This window comes from Burkholderia sp. LAS2, from assembly GCF_018417615.1.
Taxonomy (GTDB): Bacteria; Pseudomonadota; Gammaproteobacteria; order Burkholderiales; family Burkholderiaceae; genus Burkholderia; species Burkholderia sola.
The window spans coordinates 3,252,610-3,270,902 of sequence record NZ_CP071052.1 but is presented as its reverse complement, the minus strand read 5'-3'; the positions used below and the strand labels follow the sequence as shown (position 1 = coordinate 3,270,902).

General features: G+C 70.3%; 18 protein-coding genes. 8 read left to right on the top strand and 10 right to left on the bottom strand.

Going from position 1 to position 18,293, the window contains the following annotated elements:
• Positions 1-7: 7 nt before the first annotated feature.
• A complete protein-coding gene (locus tag JYG37_RS15170) occupies positions 8-850 on the top strand; it encodes a SirB1 family protein (RefSeq protein WP_011546044.1) in 843 nt (280 codons plus the stop codon).
• 232 nt (positions 851-1,082) lie between these two features.
• On the opposite strand, the gene adk is transcribed toward JYG37_RS15170, so the two are convergent.
• The 4 genes from adk to lpxK form a co-directional block, all read right to left on the bottom strand.
• Positions 1,083-1,745, bottom strand: coding sequence for an adenylate kinase (adk, locus tag JYG37_RS15165; RefSeq protein ID WP_050017061.1), 663 nt, complete (start codon positions 1,743-1,745; stop codon positions 1,083-1,085).
• Between the two features lie 208 nt (positions 1,746-1,953).
• On the bottom strand, positions 1,954-2,745 hold the full coding sequence (kdsB, locus tag JYG37_RS15160) for a 3-deoxy-manno-octulosonate cytidylyltransferase (protein WP_050017063.1): 792 nt from the start codon (positions 2,743-2,745) through the stop codon (positions 1,954-1,956).
• A gap of 124 nt (positions 2,746-2,869) precedes the next feature.
• Positions 2,870-3,064: a Trm112 family protein gene (locus JYG37_RS15155; RefSeq protein WP_006482216.1), complete on the bottom strand. Its 195-nt coding sequence runs from the start codon at positions 3,062-3,064 to the stop codon at positions 2,870-2,872.
• On the bottom strand, positions 3,045-4,073 hold the full coding sequence (gene lpxK, locus JYG37_RS15150; protein WP_089488758.1) for a tetraacyldisaccharide 4'-kinase: 1,029 nt from the start codon (positions 4,071-4,073) through the stop codon (positions 3,045-3,047). The genes JYG37_RS15155 and lpxK overlap by 20 nt, the downstream gene beginning before the upstream one ends.
• A gap of 449 nt (positions 4,074-4,522) precedes the next feature.
• Here lpxK and xseA point away from each other — a divergent pair, with 449 nt between their 5' ends.
• Together xseA and sodB are read left to right on the top strand one after the other, a co-directional pair.
• A complete protein-coding gene (xseA, locus tag JYG37_RS15145; protein ID WP_213345560.1) occupies positions 4,523-5,905 on the top strand; it encodes an exodeoxyribonuclease VII large subunit in 1,383 nt (460 codons plus the stop codon).
• Between the two features lie 227 nt (positions 5,906-6,132).
• Positions 6,133-6,711, top strand: a complete 579-nt coding sequence (gene sodB, locus JYG37_RS15140; RefSeq protein ID WP_050017068.1) for a superoxide dismutase [Fe] — start codon at positions 6,133-6,135, stop codon at positions 6,709-6,711.
• A 103-nt stretch (positions 6,712-6,814) separates the two neighbouring features.
• Here the strand turns inward: sodB and chrA are convergent, their stop codons facing one another.
• Together chrA and JYG37_RS15130 are read right to left on the bottom strand one after the other, a co-directional pair.
• A complete protein-coding gene (gene chrA, locus JYG37_RS15135; RefSeq protein WP_124557691.1) occupies positions 6,815-8,026 on the bottom strand; it encodes a chromate efflux transporter in 1,212 nt (403 codons plus the stop codon).
• Between the two features lie 115 nt (positions 8,027-8,141).
• A complete protein-coding gene (locus tag JYG37_RS15130) occupies positions 8,142-8,849 on the bottom strand; it encodes a Crp/Fnr family transcriptional regulator (protein WP_050017071.1) in 708 nt (235 codons plus the stop codon).
• 81 nt (positions 8,850-8,930) lie between these two features.
• Between JYG37_RS15130 and JYG37_RS15125 the strand changes: the two genes are divergently transcribed.
• Both JYG37_RS15125 and JYG37_RS15120 read left to right on the top strand, forming a co-directional pair.
• The gene (locus tag JYG37_RS15125) at positions 8,931-9,455 is read left to right on the top strand and encodes an Mpo1 family 2-hydroxy fatty acid dioxygenase (protein WP_050017073.1); all 525 of its coding nucleotides are present in this window, start codon (positions 8,931-8,933) and stop codon (positions 9,453-9,455) included.
• Between the two features lie 237 nt (positions 9,456-9,692).
• A complete protein-coding gene (locus JYG37_RS15120; protein WP_050017076.1) occupies positions 9,693-10,298 on the top strand; it encodes a class I SAM-dependent methyltransferase in 606 nt (201 codons plus the stop codon).
• A gap of 19 nt (positions 10,299-10,317) precedes the next feature.
• Here the strand turns inward: JYG37_RS15120 and JYG37_RS15115 are convergent, their stop codons facing one another.
• Entirely contained in the window at positions 10,318-11,592 is a 1,275-nt protein-coding gene (locus JYG37_RS15115; RefSeq protein ID WP_050017078.1) for an EAL domain-containing protein, read from the bottom strand.
• Between the two features lie 168 nt (positions 11,593-11,760).
• Positions 11,761-13,197: a multidrug transporter subunit MdtD gene (gene mdtD / locus JYG37_RS15110; RefSeq protein ID WP_050017080.1), complete on the bottom strand. Its 1,437-nt coding sequence runs from the start codon at positions 13,195-13,197 to the stop codon at positions 11,761-11,763.
• 238 nt (positions 13,198-13,435) lie between these two features.
• Between mdtD and JYG37_RS15105 the strand changes: the two genes are divergently transcribed.
• Positions 13,436-13,759: a DUF2917 domain-containing protein gene (locus JYG37_RS15105; protein ID WP_124595613.1), complete on the top strand. Its 324-nt coding sequence runs from the start codon at positions 13,436-13,438 to the stop codon at positions 13,757-13,759.
• Here the strand turns inward: JYG37_RS15105 and JYG37_RS15100 are convergent.
• Positions 13,732-14,964 carry a citrate/2-methylcitrate synthase gene (locus JYG37_RS15100; protein ID WP_213345559.1) on the bottom strand — a complete coding sequence of 411 codons (1,233 nt, stop codon included), beginning with the start codon at positions 14,962-14,964 and terminating at the stop codon, positions 13,732-13,734. The two genes, JYG37_RS15105 and JYG37_RS15100, sit on opposite strands and share 28 nt — an antisense overlap.
• 140 nt (positions 14,965-15,104) lie before the next feature.
• Between JYG37_RS15100 and JYG37_RS15095 the strand changes: the two genes are divergently transcribed.
• On the top strand, positions 15,105-16,496 hold the full coding sequence (locus JYG37_RS15095; protein WP_204383372.1) for a CoA transferase: 1,392 nt from the start codon (positions 15,105-15,107) through the stop codon (positions 16,494-16,496).
• Between the two features lie 21 nt (positions 16,497-16,517).
• Here the strand turns inward: JYG37_RS15095 and JYG37_RS15090 are convergent, their stop codons facing one another.
• Positions 16,518-17,264, bottom strand: coding sequence for a GntR family transcriptional regulator (locus JYG37_RS15090; protein WP_006489667.1), 747 nt, complete (start codon positions 17,262-17,264; stop codon positions 16,518-16,520).
• Between the two features lie 167 nt (positions 17,265-17,431).
• Here JYG37_RS15090 and JYG37_RS15085 point away from each other — a divergent pair, with 167 nt between their 5' ends.
• The gene (locus JYG37_RS15085; protein WP_050017090.1) at positions 17,432-18,277 is read left to right on the top strand and encodes an aldo/keto reductase; all 846 of its coding nucleotides are present in this window, start codon (positions 17,432-17,434) and stop codon (positions 18,275-18,277) included.
• Positions 18,278-18,293: the final 16 nt, after the last annotated feature.

Genomic DNA, 18,293 nt, shown 5'->3' with positions numbered 1-18,293 from the left:
GACCGCAATGACCCGCGTCCTCGACTACTTCAGCACGCTCGTGGCGGACGACGACAGTCTGCCCGTCACGGAAGCCGCGCTGTCGCTGGCGCAGGACGCGTATCCCGACCTCGACCTGCAGGGCACGCTGGCCGAACTCGACATGCTGGCGGCGCGGCTGCGCCGGCGGCTCGCCGACGATACGGACCTGAAGGGCCGCGTCGCCGCGCTGAACGACTTCTTCTTCCGCGAGCTCGGCTTCGCGTGCAATCACAACGATTACTACGACCCCGATAACAGCCACCTGAACGCCGTGCTGAAACGGCGCCGCGGGATCCCGATCTCGCTGTCGGTGCTGTACCTGGAGCTCGCCGAGCAGATCGGCGTGCCGGCGCGCGGCGTGTCGTTTCCCGGCCATTTCCTGCTGCGCGTGACGCTGCCGGACGGCGACCTGATCATCGATCCGACCAACGGCCATTCGCTGTCCGAAGCCGAGATGGTCGAGATGCTCGAGCCGTACGTCGCGCGCGCGGCCGGCGCCGTCGACAGCGCGTTGCGCGCGCTGCTGCAGCCGGCGACGAGCCGCGAGATCATCGCGCGGATGCTGCGCAACCTGAAGACGATCTATCTGCAGACGGAGCGCTGGCAGCGGCTGCTCGCGGTGCAGCAGCGGCTCGTGATCCTGTTGCCCGAGCAGCTCGACGAGGTGCGCGACCGCGGCTTCGCGTATGCGCGGCTCGATTACCTGCGTCCCGCGCTCGAGGATCTCGAGCAGTATCTCGGCGAGCGGCCGGAGGCGGAAGACGCGACCGTCGTCGAGTCGCAGGTCAGCGAATTGCGGCAGCGGATGCAGCGCGACGGCGAGGATTGAGCGCGCCGGCACGCCCTTGCCCGCACACGGAAAGAACGCCCGCATCGCGGGCGTTTTTCTTGCACGCGTGCCGTTGCTACTTCGGCTGCATCCGGATCGCGCCGCCCACGCGAATCACTTCGCCGTCGAGCCTCGGACGCTTGCGGCGGCGACACGCGCACGCGCGTGCACGTCGCGGCAGGCGAAAAAAAGCCGCCCGGAACGGGCGGCTTGCGGGTGCGCGACGCGCTGCTTACTTCAGTGCGTCAAACGCGCGCTCGCGGATTTCGTCGACGGTTCCGAGGCCCGAGATCTTGCGATACTGCGGCGCCTTCAAACCGTTTTCCTCGCCGCGCTGCGCCCAGTCGCCGTAGTACGTGATCAGCGGCTTGGTCTGCGCTTCGTATACTTCGAGACGCTTTTTGACAGTTTCTTCCTTGTCGTCGTCGCGCTGGATCAGCGGTTCGCCCGTCACGTCGTCGTGCCCTTCGACCTTCGGCGGGTTGAACTTGACGTGGTACGTGCGGCCCGATGCCGGGTGCGTGCGGCGGCCGCTCATGCGCTCGATGATTTCCGAGAACGGGACGTCGATCTCGAGCACGTAGTCGATCGCGACGCCGGCGTCCTTCATCGCGTCAGCCTGCGCGATCGTGCGCGGGAAGCCGTCGAACAGATAGCCGTTCGCGCAGTCGGATTCCTTCAGGCGTTCCTTGACGAGACCGATGATCAGCGCGTCCGGCACGAGCTTGCCGGCATCCATGTAGCCCTTCGCCTCGACGCCGAGCGGCGTGCCGGCCTTGACGGCCGCACGCAGCATGTCGCCGGTCGAGATTTGCGGAATCCCGAATTTTTCCTTGATGAAGTTTGCCTGGGTGCCCTTTCCCGCGCCGGGCGCGCCCAACAGGATCAAACGCATGGTGATATCTCCAAGTATGTAGATTCGTGTGGCGAGACTCAAAGGCGTCGGCGACGGCGGGCGCGGGGCTTGCACGGCGCGTGGCGGACCGGTCTGATGCGGCGCGTCGGTTCGAGTGACGCGCGGCTGCCGGCAGGGCCACGGGCGGGGTCAAGCGAGGACGCGCTGGTCGCGGACGGCTCGCACAATCGCCTGATTATGCCACGGGTTATTTTGAACCCGGCTGAAAAAGGGCCTGCACGCGCGCGAGATCGGCCGGCGTGTCGATGCCGGCTTCGGGCGCGGACTCGGTGATCAGCACTGCGATGCGCTCGCCGTGCCACAGCGCGCGCAGCTGTTCGAGCTGCTCGGCCTGTTCGATCGGCGCCTGCGCGAGCGACGGATAGGTGCGCAGGAAACGCGCGCGATACGCATAGAGGCCGATGTGCCGGTAGACCGGGAAAGCCGGTGCTGGCATGGCTGAGACGTCGGGCCAGTGCGGCTGGTACGCGTCGCGGCTCCACGGAATCGGCGCGCGCGAGAAGTACAGCGCGACGCTCTGCGCGTCGAGCGCGACCTTCACGACGTTCGGGTTGAACACGTCGGCCGCGTCGTGGATCGGATGGGCCGCGGTCGCGATCGCGCACGCCGGATGGGCGGCCAGGTGCGACGCTACGTCGCGGACGAGCGCGGGGTCGATCAGCGGTTCGTCGCCTTGCACGTTGACGACGACGGTGTCGTCGCGCCAGCCGAAGGCCGCCGCGACTTCCGCGAGCCGGTCGGTGCCGGACGGATGATCGGCGCGGGTGAGCACCGCTTCGAAGCCGTGATCGCGCGCCGCGTCGAGCACGCTCTGCGCATCGGATGCGACGAGCACCTGCTGCGCGCCCGCTTCGCGCGCGCGTTCGGCGACACGCACGACCATCGGCTTGCCGCCGAGATCGGCGAGCGGCTTGTTCGGGAGCCGCGTCGACGCGAGCCGGGCGGGAATGACGGCGATGAAGGGTTGCGGCTGAGTCATCGGGGAGCGCTGGGAAGGACGGGGCGGGCGACGCCGGAAGCCGGTCGCCCGGCGGAGGGCGGCGACCCGGCCGGGGCCGGGCCGCCAGTGTCGAATCGGTGCGCCGGGCGAGCGGCGCGGCGGTTCAGCGGCCGGCCGGATCGACCGGCGTGCCTTCGACGGTCTGGCGCGCTTCGTCGACGAGCATCACCGGGATGCCGTCGCGGATCGGGTACGCGAGCTTGTCCGCGTTGCAGATCAGCTCCTGCGCGGCACGGTCGTAGTGGAGCGGGCCTTTGCAGATAGGGCACACAATGATTTCAAGCAGGCGAGCGTCCACGGAGTTTCTCCACAACGAGGGCAATGAGGCGAGGGTCGAGCGCGGCTTCGACGGGGACTACCCACAGTCGGGCGTCGCGCCAGGAAGCGCCCAATTTTACTGCATCCTTCTCGGTGATCAGGATCGCATCGACGGCATCGTCGACGAACGGATTGTCGGCGAACGCGTAATGGTCGGGCAGCGCGCGGGTCGCCGGCGAGAGGCCGGCCGCGCGCAGCGTCGCGAAGAAGCGTTCCGGCGCGCCGATGCCGGCCGCGGCGAGCACGCGTTCGTTCGCGAATTGCGACAGCGGGCGGCGCAGCGCGGGCTGGTCGAGGTGCCATGCGGCGCCCGGCGTCAGCGCGAGCGCGTAGGTGTCGGGCCACGGCGGCAGCGCGCCGCTGTACGGATCGTTGATGAGCGTCGCGTCGCGATGCCGCGACAGCGGCTCGCGCAGCGGGCCGGCCGGCAGCAGGAAGCCGTTGCCGCCGAGCCGGTGGTCGAATACGACGAGCTCGACGGTGCGCGCGAGGCGGTAGTGCTGCAGGCCGTCGTCGCTGACGATCACGTCGACGTCCGGATGCGCGGCGCGCAGCGCCTGCGCGGCCGCGACGCGGTCCGGGCACACCCACACGGGCGCGCCGGTGCGGCGCGCGATCAGCAGCGGTTCGTCGCCGGCCGCGCCCGGGCGAGACGCCGGCGTGACGGCCGTCGGCGCCTTCACGTTCGCGCCGTAGCCGCGCGACACGACGCCGGGCGTGAAGCCGGCCGCGCGCAGCGCGTCGACGAGCGCGATCACGGTCGGCGTCTTGCCGGTGCCGCCGACGGTCACGTTGCCGACCACGACGACGGGCACGCCGACGTCGACCGGCTGCTTCCAGCCTTGCGCGTAAGCGGTGCGCCGCAGCGCCGCGCCCAGGCCGAACACGCAGGCGAACGGCGTGAGCGCCCACGCGAGCGCGCCGCGCCGCTGCCATTCGCGCGTCAGGCGCGCTTCGAGTCGCGCGAGCGGGCCGCCGGGCGCGCTCATCGGGCCGGGCGCGGCGCGTCGGGCGCCGCGGCGAGGGACGGATTCGTCAAGGCGGGTTCTCCATTGGGCGGCGCATGCCGCGGGGTCCGTGGAAGGCGGCACTCTAGCGCGCCGCACGCCGGCGCGGCAAGCGCGACCGGCCGCCGCGGCGCGCGGGGCCGGATCGCGACGGCCTGTGGATAACTCTGTGAAAAACTCGCCGGTCGATCGTGTCAAACGCCCGCCCGGCGGGCATCGAATCGGATGAGAATCATTTCGAAAGGTTTAAAAGATTATAAAAATCAACGTGTTGCGAAGAATCGTCTGGCTTTTTTCGCGGTTTCCGGGCGTTTTACGCGGACGAATGCCAGAGTGTGGACACCTTCCGCGCACGGTGGCGAATGCGGCGGCGCTGGACGCCGCGCGCGCGTCGGACTATCGTGACGCCGCCAGCATTCATCCGACCGCCCATGCTTTCCGATTCTCCTTTTTCCGCACCCGGCGCCACGCGCGGCGGCGACGAAGTGATTCCCGTTTCGGCGCTCAATCGTGCGATCTCGACGATGCTCGAGCGTTCGTTTCCGCTGCTGTGGATTGCCGGCGAAGTGTCGAATTTCACGCGCGCCGCGAGCGGCCACTGGTATTTCTCGATCAAGGACCAGCAGGCGCAGATGCGTTGCGTGATGTTCCGCGGCCGCGCGCAGTACGCGGAATTCACGCCGCGCGAAGGCGACCGCATCGAGGTGCGCGCGGTCGTCACGATGTACGAGCCGCGCGGCGAGGTGCAGCTCAACGTCGAAGCCGTGCGGCGCACCGGGCAGGGGCGCCTGTACGAAGCGTTCCTGCGGCTGAAGGCGCAGCTCGAAGGCGAGGGCCTGTTCGCCGCCGAGCGCAAGCGGCCGCTGCCGGCCCATCCGCGCGCGATCGGCATCGTCACGTCGCTGCAGGCCGCCGCATTGCGCGACGTGCTGACCACGCTCGCCCGCCGCGCGCCGCACATTCCGGTGATCGTCTATCCGGCCCCCGTGCAGGGCGCCGGCTCCGCCGAAAAGCTCGTCGCCGCAGTTGCGACCGCGAACGCGCGGCGCGAGGTCGACGTGCTGCTGGTGTGTCGCGGCGGCGGCTCGATCGAGGATCTGTGGTCGTTCAACGACGAGGCGCTGGCGCGCGCGATCGCGGCGAGCGAGCTGCCGGTCGTCAGCGGCGTCGGGCACGAAACCGATTTCACGATCGCGGACTTCGCGGCCGACCTGCGCGCGCCGACGCCCACTGGCGCGGCCGAACTCGCGAGCCCGCAGCGCGCGCTGCTGCTGCGCGAGGTCGACGAGCGCCAGCGCGCGCTCGCGCGCGGCATGGCGCGCCGGCTCGAACAGCGCGCGCAGCAGCTCGACTGGCTTGCGCGGCGGCTCGTGAGCCCGGCCGAGCGGCTGCAGCGGCAGCGCACGCACGTCGAGCAGCTCGCGGTGCGGCTCGCGTCCGCGGCATCGCGGCCGGTGCGCGATGCACGTGCGCGTTTCGCGCTCGCGCAACTGCGCTGGCAGCGCGCGCGGCCCGATCCGTCCCAGGCGCGCCACGCGCTCGCCGCGCTGTCGCAACGTCTCGCGAGCGCGGTGCAGCGCCGTCACGAACGCGACACCGCGCGTGTGTCGGCCTGTGCGGCACGGCTCGAGGTGCTGAGCCCGCAGCGCACGCTCGAGCGCGGCTATGCGGCGCTGATCGATGCGCAGACGGGCCGCGCGGTGCGCGCACCGAACGCGCTGAAGCCGCAGCGGCGCCTGACCGTGCATCTCGCCGAAGGCTCGGCCGACGTGTCGCTCGCCGACGTGCAGCCACGGCTGACGGATACGATCTGACGTAACGGGTGCCAAGCGAAACGCGTGTCGTCGCAACACGCGCATCGCGGCGGGAACGGATGCTGCGCATCGTCGGGCTCGTCCTGCCCGGCGTTGCGCCAGCAGCGCTTTTCCGCATACCGCGGATAAATGGCCCGTGAGTTTGCGGGGTTATTCGTCCTCGCCTACAATCGGACGCTCGGCAGCATCCAACACAGCCTCCCTACATACTCAACGAAGGAATCGCCATGGCTCATTCGCTCCCGCCGCTCCCGTACGCTGAAGACGCACTCGCGCCGACCATCTCGAAAGAGACGATCGAGTACCACTACGGCAAGCACCATCAGGCTTATGTGACGAACCTGAACAATCTGATCCCGGGCACGGAATTCGAAAACCTGCCGCTGGAAGAGATCGTGAAGAAGTCGTCGGGCGGCATCTTCAACAACGCCGCGCAAATCTGGAACCACACGTTCTTCTGGAACAGCCTGTCGCCGAACGGCGGCGGCGCACCGACGGGCGCGCTGGGCGATGCGATCAACGCGAAGTGGGGTTCGTACGACGCATTCAAGGAAGCGTTCACGAAGGCCGCGGTCGGCACGTTCGGTTCGGGCTGGGCATGGCTCGTGAAGAAGGCCGACGGTTCGCTCGACATCGTGTCGACGAGCAACGCCGCCACGCCGCTGACGACCGCCGACAAGGCGCTGCTGACGATCGACGTGTGGGAACACGCGTACTACATCGACTACCGCAACGCGCGTCCGAAGTTCGTCGAAGCGTTCTGGAACATCGTGAACTGGGACTTCGCCGCGAAGAACTTCGCGTAAGTCCGGCGCCTGCGCGCCGCCACGGCGCGCGGCATCGAAGCAAAGCCCTCGTTTCGAGGGCTTTTTGTTTTTTGCGCGGCCCGAACGTGCGGCATTCGCTGGCTCAGCCGGCCGTGCCGAGCAGCCAGCCGAGCGCCGCGCTCGCGATCACCACGGCCCACGGCGGCACGCGCCAGAACACCAGCGCGACGAACGCGACCAGCGCGGCGGCCAGGTCGCGCGGCGCGACGATCGTGTCGGTCCAGACCGGATGATAGAGCGCGGCGAGCAGCAGCCCGACGACGGCCGCGTTCACGCCGGCGAGCGCGGCCTGCATGTGCGCGCTGCGGCGCAGGCGCTCCCAGAACGGCGCGGTGCCGGCGATGAGCAGGAACGACGGCGCGAAGATCGACACGAGTGCGAGCGTGCCGCCGAGCCAGCCGTTCGGCGCATCGCGCAGCGACGCACCGAGGAAGGCCGAGAACGTGAACAGCGGCCCCGGCACGGCCTGTGCGACGCCATACCCGGCGAGAAACGCCGAATCGCCGACCCAGCCGGGTGCGACCACGGCCGCCTGCAGCAGCGGCAGCACCACGTGGCCGCCGCCGAACACAAGCGCACCCGTGCGGAAGAATGCGTCGACGACAGCGAGCGTATCCGAGCGCAGCGCGCGGGCTGCGGACGGCAGCGCGACGAGCAGCGCCGCGAACAGCGCGAGCCACAGCACGCCCGCGTGGCGCGACACGTGCAGCGGCAACGGTTCGTGTGCATCGCGTGCCGGTTGCGGCAGCAGCACGAGACCGGCCGCGCCGGCCACGACGATCACCGCGACCTGCATCCACGCAGCAGGCGCGAGCAGCGCGACGCACGCGGCCGCGGCCATCAGCGTGACGCGCCGCGCATCCGGGCACAGCGTGCGCGCCATGCCCCACACGGCCTGCGCGATCACCGCGACCGACACGATGCGCAGCCCGTGCAACGCGCCGGCTTCGATCGGCGCGCCCGTTGCGTGAACGCCGAGCGCGAACAGCATCATCAGCAGCGCCGACGGCAGCGTGAAACCGAGCCACGCGGCGAACATGCCCGCATAGCCGGCACGCGCGAGACCGATCGCCATCCCGACCTGGCTGCTCGCGGGCCCCGGCAGGAACTGGCACAGCCCGACGAGATCGGCATAGGTGCGCTCGGTGAGCCAGCCGCGCCGCGTGACGAATTCCGCGCGAAAGTAGCCGAGATGCGCGACCGGGCCGCCGAACGACGTGAGGCCGAGCCGCAGGAATGCGATGAAGACGGGCCACGGATGGCGGGCGGAGGCGGGGACGGTCGACGTGTTCAAGGCGGTGCGCGCGGCGGACGGAACGAGTCGCCACGATAGCGCAACTCGGCGGCCGCGGGCAGCGCATGGCGCCAATCGCGGCCAATCGCGGCCGATAGATGTCGTTGCGCGTCGTTCAGTACGGGCCGTCGCCGAGCCCGCTCGCGCGGCGCAATGCGTCGATGTCCACGAGTTCGATCTCGCCGACGTGCAGCCGCACGACGCCATCCGCCTGAAGCGCCTTCAGCAACTGGTTGGTGGTCTGCCGCGTCAGCGACAGCATCGACGCGAGCGTTTCCTGCGACAGCCGGATGTGCGTGCGCCCGGCGCTGATGCCGCCGTAGCCTTCGGCGATCATCAGCAGCCGCGCGGCGAGCCGCTGCGCGGCCGGCATCACGCTCATCGATTCGACGGTCAGGAAGCTCAGGCGCAGCTTTTGCGCCATCAGCAGCGCGAACTGCCGCCAGTATTGCGGCGTCGTCTCGAGGATCGCGAGCAGCCCGGCCTGCGGCACGTGCAGCAGCAGCGCGTCGTCGAGCGCGATCGCGTCGTGCGTGCGCGGCTGGCCGTCGAACAACGCGATCTCGCCGAACCACGTGACGGGCTCGGCCACCGTCAGCAGCGTCTCCTTGCCCTGCGGATCGACCGCACCTATCGTGAGTGAACCGGCCAGGACCGCGTACAGTCCGCACGGCGGGTCGCCGCGCCGGAACAGCGCGTGGCCGGACGGCAGCCGGCGCAGCGTCGCGCGGGCGATCAGCTCCGCGCGCAACGCGGGCGGCAGCGCGGCGAACCACGGGTTCGCTTCGAGCTGCTGCAGGTATGGGGCGAGCGAGGCAGGCATGGGCACGCGATGTCGGGTAGCTGACAGAGGTTCTCGGGCGTGACGCGCATCATAGCGCTCAACAACCGATCAGGAGACGCGATGAAGACCCTCGAAGACCATCTTTCCCAGTATGCGGCCTACCATCGCGACGCGCGCAACATCGCGACGCATCTGGTCGGCATCCCGATGATCGTGTTCGCGGTCGAGGTGCTGCTGTCGCGGCCGGCGCTCGGGATGCTGGCCGGCATCGCGCTGTCGCCGGCGCTGCTGCTCGCCGTCGTGTCCGCGCTGTTCTACCTGCGTCTCGACCTGCGGTTCGGGATCGTGATGACCGTGCTGCTCGCGCTCGGCCTGTGGGCCGCGCAGTCGCTGGCGCCGCTGCCGACCGCGCAATGGCTCGCGATCGGCGTCGGCGCGTTCGTCGTCGGCTGGATCGTGCAGTTCGTCGGGCACTGGTTCGAAGGCCGCAAGCCGGCATTCGTCGACGATCTGGTCGGCCTGATCGTCGGGCCGTTGTTCGTCGTCGCCGAGGTCGCGTTTTTCGCGGGACTGCGCGGCGACGTGCGCCGCGAAGTCGAGCGGCGCGCCGGTCCCGTGCATGGCGGTGCGCATTCGCATGTCTGACGGGCCGGCCGGGCCGGTCTGCGTGTGCGGCGCGGGCGCGCCCACGACGCCGAACGCGCGACGGCGCGTCGGGCTTGGCGCGGCGATACGCGGTGGGCCGATCTGACCGCGCAGGCGCCGCGTGCGGGCCACGTGCCGGCCCCGTAGACCGGCGTCGCGCGAACCCGGTCGGCGCGGGCCGCGCGCAGCGACTAAGATGCGGAGTGCGTCATACGACGCCTTTGCGGAGCACTCGCCATGGCGGATCGCCCGACTCTCGATGCCTACGACACCCATGCCGCGCAATACGCGCAGGACTGGCTCGACCCGGCCGCGCCCGACGACATGTACGCGCTGCTCGAACAGTATTTCACGCCGGGACCGACCGCCGACGTCGGCTGCGGGGCGGGGCGCGACACGGCCTGGCTCGCGTCGCGCGGCTTCGACGTGCGCGGCTACGACGCGAGCGCCGCGCTGCTCGACGAGGCGCGGCGTCGCCATCGCGGGCTGACTTTCGAGCTGACCGCGCTGCCGGCGCTGGCCGGCGTACCGTCCGGCGCGTTTCGCAACGTGCTGTGCGAAACGGTCGTCATGCATCTCGAACAGGCGGACGCGGCGGCCGCCGCCGCGCGGCTGGCCGATCTGCTGATGCCGGGCGGCACGTTGTACCTGAGCTGGCGGGTGGCCGGACACGGCGTGTTGCGCGACGAGCGCGGCCGCCTCTATACGCCGCTCGACTCGGCGCGGATGCATGCGGCGCTGGGCGCCGGCGTGCAGGTGATCGACGAACACGAAGTCGTCAGCGCGTCGTCCGGCAAGCGCGTGCACCGGCTGATCGTGCGCAAGGCGGCCGGCGACGCGTGAACGCGGCGCGCCGGAGCGCTTACTCGCGGCTGAGCGCTGCTTCCCAGTTGATGTCGACGCAGAGCACCTGCATGCCGGTCGCGGCCGGCGCGGCGATCGACGCGGTCACGCACAGGTGCGCCTCGTTGATCGACAGGTAGGGCGGCGTCAGGTGCACGCGGCCCGGCGCGCGCATCGCGTCGATGAAATACGGGCGGCGTTCCCAGCTCGCGCCTTCGGAATGCAGCAGCGGCCGGAAGCGCTTCGCGCGTTGCGACACGCTGCCGCGCGCGAGCACGTTGTCGCCGATCTGGCGGCCCGACGCGTCGAGCAGGAAGCAGCGCGCGGTCTCGGGCAGCCCGAGCACGGCGGTGGCCGCATCGGTGAGCGATTCGCCCGCGCCGAGCCGGCGGCTCGCTTCCTCGAGTGCGGCGACGTACGGCGCGAGCCGTTCCGACTGCGTGCGCTCGCGCTGCGCGACGCGCAGCCGCAGCGCGGCCGACAGCGTATCCATGCAGCCCGCGGCGGCCTGCGGCTGCACGGGATCGACGCTCGGCCCCGCGAAGTACTGACCCTGCACGAAATCGACGTCGCATTCGAGCGCGATCAGCGCGTCGCGTTCGGTCGAGAGGCCGCCCATCAGCACGAGCTGGCCGGATTCGTGCAGCAGCGACACGAGCCCCGGCAGCACGCGTTCGAGATGCGAGTGCTCGCTCGCCTGCGCGAGGATGCCGCGGTCGAGCGTGACGATGTCGGGATGCAGATGCCACACGCGATCGACGTTCGAGTGCTTCGCGCCGAACCCGACGAGCGCGATCAGGAAGCCGGCCTTGCGCAGCCCGTCGATGATCGCCGCATAGCGCGGCGTCTCGCCGCCGGCCTGCTCGGGCACCTCGAGCACCACGCGGTGCGGCGGCAGCCCGAGCGCCTTCAGGTTCGCGAGCAGCGCGTCGCCGTAGACGGTGTCCATCAGCGCGGCCGGATGCAGGCTCAGGAAGAGCCATTCGTCGTGGCTGTCGAACGCGTGGAAGTTACCGAGATGCAACGATTCGGCGAGCCGGCCGAGCTCGAGCAGGTCGCCGCGCCGCGCCGCCTGCGTGAATACCTCGTGCGACGCGACCTGGCGGCTTTCCTCGTCGTGCGCGCGCAGCGACGCGTGATAGCCGATCGCGCGCCGGTGCGACACCGAGAAAACGGGCTGGAACACGCTGAACACGGTGTAGCCGCCGTACAGCACGGTGCGCCGGTTCCCGTCGTCGCCGGCGACCGGGCGGGGCGGCTGAAAGCCGGGGGGATCGATTTCGATCATGCTCATGATGTCGGCCGAAGGAAGACTGCCAGTTTACCTACAGAATAGGCGAGCAAGAAGCATGCACGGCAGGGCGCCACGTGCGGCCGCCGGTCGCGGTCGATACGCGCACGCGTGCCGGGCCGCGTTGCACCGCGATGGTGCGCGCGGGCCCGATTCGGCGCGCGCCGCCGGTCACGCGCGCTCGGACGGGTCGGTCTTGCGCGCGGTGCTGCGGATCTCGGGCGCGAGCTGCGCGAAGATCCACGCGGACGCGGCCGTGATGATCCCGACGCAGACGAACGTCGCATGGAACGCCGGCAGCGTGTTGCTCGGCGTCACGGTGCGCAGCATGCCGGTGAACGTCGCGAGCAGCGCGCCGGCGACCGTGACGCCGAGGCTCATCGACAGCATCTGCACGAGCGAGAACAGGCTGTTGCCGCTGCTCGCGCCGCCGGTGCCGAGATCCTTCAGCGTCAGCGTGTTCATCGCGGTGAACTGCATCGAGTTGAAGCCGCCGAACAGCGCGAGATGCACGACCTTCACCCACACCGGCACCGTGTCGCGCATCAGCGCGAAGCTCGCCATCATCACGCCGACCATGATCGTGTTCGCGAGCAGCACCTTGCGGTAGCCGTGCTGCGTGATCAGGCGCGTGATGATCCGCTTCGAGAACATGCCGGCCGCCGCGACCGGCAGCATCATCAGCCCGGCCTCGAACGCCGAGTAGCCGAGGCTCACCTGCAGCAGCAGCGGGATCAGGTACGGCATCGCGCCGCTGCCGATCCGCGCGAACAGGTTGCCGAGCAGCCCGACGCTGAACGTGTGGATCTTGAACAGCTCGAGCGAGAAGATCGGCTGCGGCGCGCGCACCGCATACAGCCCGTACGCGACGAAGCACGCGAGGCTCAGGATCAGCAGCACCAGCACGGCCGCGTGCTGCATGCCGAGATCGGCGAGCCCGTCGAGCGACAGCGAGATCGCGACCATCCCGATCGTCAGCAGCAGATAGCCCTTCAGGTCGAAGCGGCCGGCGGCCGGGTTGCGCGAATCGGGCATCGAATAGAAGGTCGCGATGCAGCCCGCGACGCCGACCGGCACGTTGATCAGGAAGATCCAGTGCCACGACGCGATCTTCACGAGCCAGCCGCCGAGCGTCGGCCCGATCAGCGGGCCGATCAGGCCCGGAATCGCGACGAACGACAGCGCGGGCAGGTAGCGCTCGGCCGGGAACGTGCGCAGCACCGCGAGCCGCCCGACCGGCAGCAGCATCGCGCCGCCGACGCCCTGCACGACGCGGAACGCGACGAGCTGCGTCAGCGTATGGGCGTTCGCGCACAGCAGCGAGCCGAGCGAGAACACCAGGATCGCGCTGAAGAACACGCGCCGCGTGCCGAACGTATCGGCGAGCCAGCCCGACACGGGGATCATCACCGCCATCGTCAGCGAGTACGCGATCACGACCGATTGCATCCGCAGCGGCGATTCGCCGAGGCTCGCGGCCATCGACGGCAGCGCCGTGTTGACGATCGTCGCGTCGAGCGTCTGCATGAAGAAGCCCGTCGCAACGAGCCAGAGCATCACGGTGAGGTTTTTTTCGCCGGGAGCGGCGGCGGGCGGGCTTTGGAACATGACGGCGGGGGCGGTGGCGCGGGACAGCCGACATTGTAGGGAAAGCCGCCGCGCCGTGCAGGTTCTGCGCGGTATGTCGTGCGGTTCCGGCCGGACCGGGCCGGCGCGGCGGCCGGCTGCCTGTCCCCGTCGGGCGGCCAGTACAGTTCAGCCGGAACTGTACGCGGCCGTATCTGTCCGGGTGCGGCCGCTCTCCGAAATACTGGTGTCATCGAACCGGTGCGACCAGGAGGCTGCGATGCGCGAACTGCGACTTTACGTAATGGACGGCGACGAGCCGGCCGGACGGTGGCGGATCGTCGATCGTACGCTGCTCGAAGTGGCCGAAGGCGACGTGTGGGTGACCGTCGAGGGCCGGCCAGACGATCACTGGCTGGGCGCGGGCGAATCGTTGACGTTGCTGCCCGGCACGCGCGCGTGGGTCAGCGCCGGGCCGCGTGGCGCGACGTTCGCGTTCGGGCCATTGGCGGTGCCGGCCGTGCGCACCGCGCCCGCGTGGTGGCGCCCGTTCGCCGCATGGCGTGACGGCCGGCGTCACCCGGCCGCGTCGCTGCCGACGTAGCGTGCGCGCGGCCGGATCAGCTTTCCGTCCGCGTACTGTTCGAGCGCGTGCGCGATCCAGCCGGCCGTGCGGCCGGCCGCGAACAGCGTGAACGCCGCGCCGTCGGGCAGCGCGAGCGTGCGCTCCAGCACCGCGAGCGCGAAATCGATCGTCGGCCGCAGGCCCGTCGCCGCATCGACGCGTGCGGCGAGCGCGCGCGCCGCGCGCAGCGCCGGCCGGTCGGGCGCCGTCGCATGCAGCGCATCGAGCAGCGCCCGTGCGCGCGGGTCGCCGTCGGGGTACAGCGGGTGCGCGAAGCCGGACAGGGCCGTGCGCCCGCCGTCCGCGCGTTCGTCGTGCGCCAGCCGCAGCGCGAGGTAGCGATCGAGATCAGCGGCGCGGGCCGCTTCGTCGAGCAGCGTGCCCGCGCGGAACGTCTCGCCGCCGTGACGCGGCCCCGACAGCGCCGCGAGCCCGCCCGAGATCGCACCGAACAGATGGGTGCCGGTCGATGCGATGCAGCGCACCGCGAAGGTCGACGGATTCAGTTCGTGATCGGCGCACAACACGAGCGCACGCCGCAGCAGGTCGGCTTCGTTGCGCCGCCGCACGCGCCACGCGGCCGCGAGCTGGCGGTGCACGGGCGCGTCGCCCGGCGCGATGCCGGCGAGCGCAGCCGTCGCGATGCGCAGCAGCAGCGCCGCGGCATCGAGCTGCGCATCGCGCTCTTGCGCCCACAGGCGCGGCAGCGATGCGGCCGCGGCCGGCAGCAGCACCAGCGTGCGTTCGAGCGGTGCGAGATGCGCCCAGCGACGCGCCCAGTCGTCCCACTGCGCCGCATCGAAACCGCTGGAAGCGAGCGACGCGGCGGCCAGCCGCGCGGGCGGACAGTCCCACAGCCGCGCGGCCGTTTCTTCGAGCGTCGCCGCGTCGGCCAGCGCGAGTGCATCGACGCCGCGGTAGCGCAGGCGGCCGTCGGCGATCTGCGTGATCCGCGATTCCAGGACGGGCACACCCCAGTCGAGCGAACGTTCGGCGACACCGCCCGCGCGTTTCGCATCGGCGCGGCGGCGCGCGAGCAGGCACACCTCGTTGGCGTCGTAGCGGCGGCGCTTCGTCGCGCCGTCGGGCAGCGAGCGCAGCAGGCCGCGGCTCACGTACGCGTAGAGCGTGCTCACGCTGACGCCGAGCATGCCCGCGGCTTCCTGCGCACTGACGGATGTCATGCCGGTGGCTCCTGTCGCCGCGCATGAAGCGCGGGCCCGTTACGACTATTCGTTATGTATTGATTCGCGCAATCAAGATTGATCGCGCCTGTCGCGAATTCTAGACTCGATTCCGTCTCCTCAACGGCGTCTCCTCCACCATGACACCCGAATCCGCATTGGCGCATCTTTGGCAACTCGCACGTGGCGAGCGCGACGCGCTGGCCCGCACGACCGTGACGGGGCAGGACCCGACGCTGCCGTCGACGTTTCATGTCGGCACGCTCGCTGCCGCGACGATCGCCGCGGCCGGGCTCGCGGCAGCCGAATGCCATCGGCTGCGAACGGGCGTGGCGCAATCGGTCGACGTATCGGTGCGCGACGCGCTCGTGGCGTTCCGCAGCGAACGCTACCTGCGCGTGGACGACGGGCCGCCGCCGGAGCTGCGCCATCCGGTGACCGGCTTCTTCGAGACGGGTGACGGACGATGGATTCAGCTGCACGCGAATTTCCCGCATCATTTGCACGGCATTCTCGACGTGCTCGGCTGCGGCCCGCAGCCCGCCGACGTCGCCGCCGCGATCCGTACGTGGGACGGCGAGGCGCTCGATACCGCGCTGGCCGACGCCGGCCTGTGCGCGGCATTGATCAGAACCCCTGATGAATGGGCGGCGCACGAGCAGGCGCACGCGATCGCGTCGCTGCCGCTGTTCGAGATCGAGCGGATCGGCGACGCACCGGCCGAGCCGATCGGCCGCGGCGAAGCCGGCCAGCCGCTGGCCGGTGTGCGCGTGCTCGATCTCACGCGCATCATCGCGGGGCCGGTCGCGGGCCGCACGCTGGCGTCCCACGGCGCGCAGACGCTGCTCGTCAACGGTCCGCACCTGCCGAACATCGCGCCGCTCGTGATCGACAACGGGCGTGGCAAGCGCTCGACGCGGATCGATCTGCGCGACGCGGCAGGCGTCGATACGCTGCGCGCGCTCGCGCGCGAGGCGGACGTGTTTCTGCAGTCGTACCGGCCCGGCGCGCTCGCGGCGCGCGGTTTCGCGCCGCAGGCATTGGCCGAACGGCGGCCCGGCATCGTCTACGTGTCGGTGTCGGCGTACGGGCATGCAGGGCCATGGGCGAAGCGGCGCGGGTTCGACAGCCTCGTGCAGTCGGCGAGCGGAATCGCATGGCAGGAGCAGCAGGCCGTGCAGGCGCGCGGGCCGCGCCATCTGCCGTGCCAGGCGCTCGATCATGCAACGGGGTATCTCGCGGCGTTCGGCGCGATGATCGCGCTCGCGCGGCGGGCGCGCGAAGGGGGAAGCTGGCACGTGCGGATGTCGCTCGCGCAGACGGGGCGCTGGCTGCAGTCGTTCGGCGCGGTGCCGGACGGGTTGCACGCGCCCGATCTCGCGTTGGCCGACGTGCGCGACCGGATCGACCGCATCGCGTCGCCGTTCGGCGTGCTCGACACCGTGCGGCCGGCCGAGCGACTGTCGGCGACGCCGCCGTCGTTCGCGCGGCCGCCCGTGCCGCTCGGCACCGACGACGCGCGCTGGCTGTGAGCGCCGGCGACGCGCGTCGCGTTACTTGCGCAGTTCGACGACGAAATCGTAGTAGTCGTTGCGGCAGTAGGTATCGGTCAGTTCGATCGCGCGCTGGTCGGACGTATAGCCGATCCGCGTGATCAGCAGCAGCGCGTCGTGCGGGGCGATGCCCATCTGCTCGGCGATCTCGTCGGTCGCGTTGACCGCGCGGAAATGCTGCAGCGCGCGCACGATCGGCGTGCCGCGCGCTTCGAGATAGCTGTACAGCGAGCCGACGATCGCCTGCGGATCGGGAATCAGCGTCGCGGGGAACGTCGAATTCTCGACGGCCATCACGATGCCGTCGGCGAGACGCAGACGTTTCAGGCGTGTTACCGATGCGGCCGGCGACAGCCCGAGCTGGATCACTTCGTCGCGGTTCGCGGGCTGAATTTCGCGCGCTAGCCACTGCGAGCTCGGCTTGAAGCCGCGGCGCTCGAGCATTTCGCTGAAGCTCGACAGCCGCGACAGCGGATCCTCGTAGCGCGGCTGGATGAAGTTGCCGGCGCCCTGCGTGCGACGGATCAGGCCTTGCTCGACGAGCAGCGCGATCGCCTTGCGCGCGGTGATGCGCGACACGCCGAGCGCTTCGGACAACACGCGCTCGGACGGCAGCGCCTCGCCGGCCGTCCAGCGGTTGTCGTGGATCGCATCGCCGAGCTTGCGGGCGAGCTGCAGGTAGAGCGGCGTATCGTTGTCGGGGTCGGGGCGCAGGTCCTGCCAGCGGTCGTCCGTGGGTGCCTTCATACAATGGGTATCGATCAGGTTGCGGCCATTCTAAGTCATCATGCCGCGCCGTTATAGCCGGTTTTTGCCGCGTAATAGGCCGGGGGCGCACCGATTGACTACACTGATGCGTCGTATCCGATGCTTCGGCCGCGGTGTGCGGCCACGAATCCGCCACGAGGAAACGCATGACAGACACGATCGCCACGGTCGTTTTGCCGAACGGCGAGACGATTCCGAAGCTGGGCCTGGGCACCTGGGAAATGGGGGAGCGGCCGGCGCGGCGCGCGGACGAGATCGCCGCGCTGCGCGAGGGCGTCGAGCTCGGAATGACGTTGGTCGATACCGCGGAGATGTACGGCGACGGCGCGACCGAGGAACTGGTCGGTGACGCGCTTGCGGGCCTGCGCGACGACGTGTTCCTCGTCAGCAAGGTCTATCCGCACCATGCGAGCCGGCGCGGCGTCGCCGCCGCGTGCGACGCGAGCCTCAAGCGCCTGCGTACCGATCGCCTCGACCTGTACCTGCTGCACTGGCGCGGTTCGGTGCCGCTCGCGGAAACGGTCGAGGGTTTCAACGCGTTGCAGCGTGCGGGCAAGATCCGGCACTGGGGCGTGAGCAACTTCGATACGGCCGACATGGCCGAACTCGTCGACGACGCGGGCGGCGGGGCGTGCGCCACCAACCAGATTCTCTACAACATCGCGCGACGCGGTCCGGAGTTCGACCTGCTGCCGTGGCTGGCCGATCGTCGGATCCCGGCGATGGCGTACAGCCCGGTCGATCACGGGCGGCTGCCGAAACGCTCGCCGCTCGACGACATCGCGCGGCTGCGCGGCGTGTCGGTGACGCGCGTCGCACTGGCATGGGTGCTCGCGCAGCCGGGTGTATTCGCGATTCCGAAGGCGTCGCGGATCGAGCACGTGCGCGACAACCGCGCCGCGCTCGATGTCGTGTTCAGCGATGACGAGCGCGCGCAGCTTGACGCGTATTTCCGTCCGCCGCACAGCAAGCGCGCGCTCGAGATGCTCTGACCGACTTCAGCCGGGC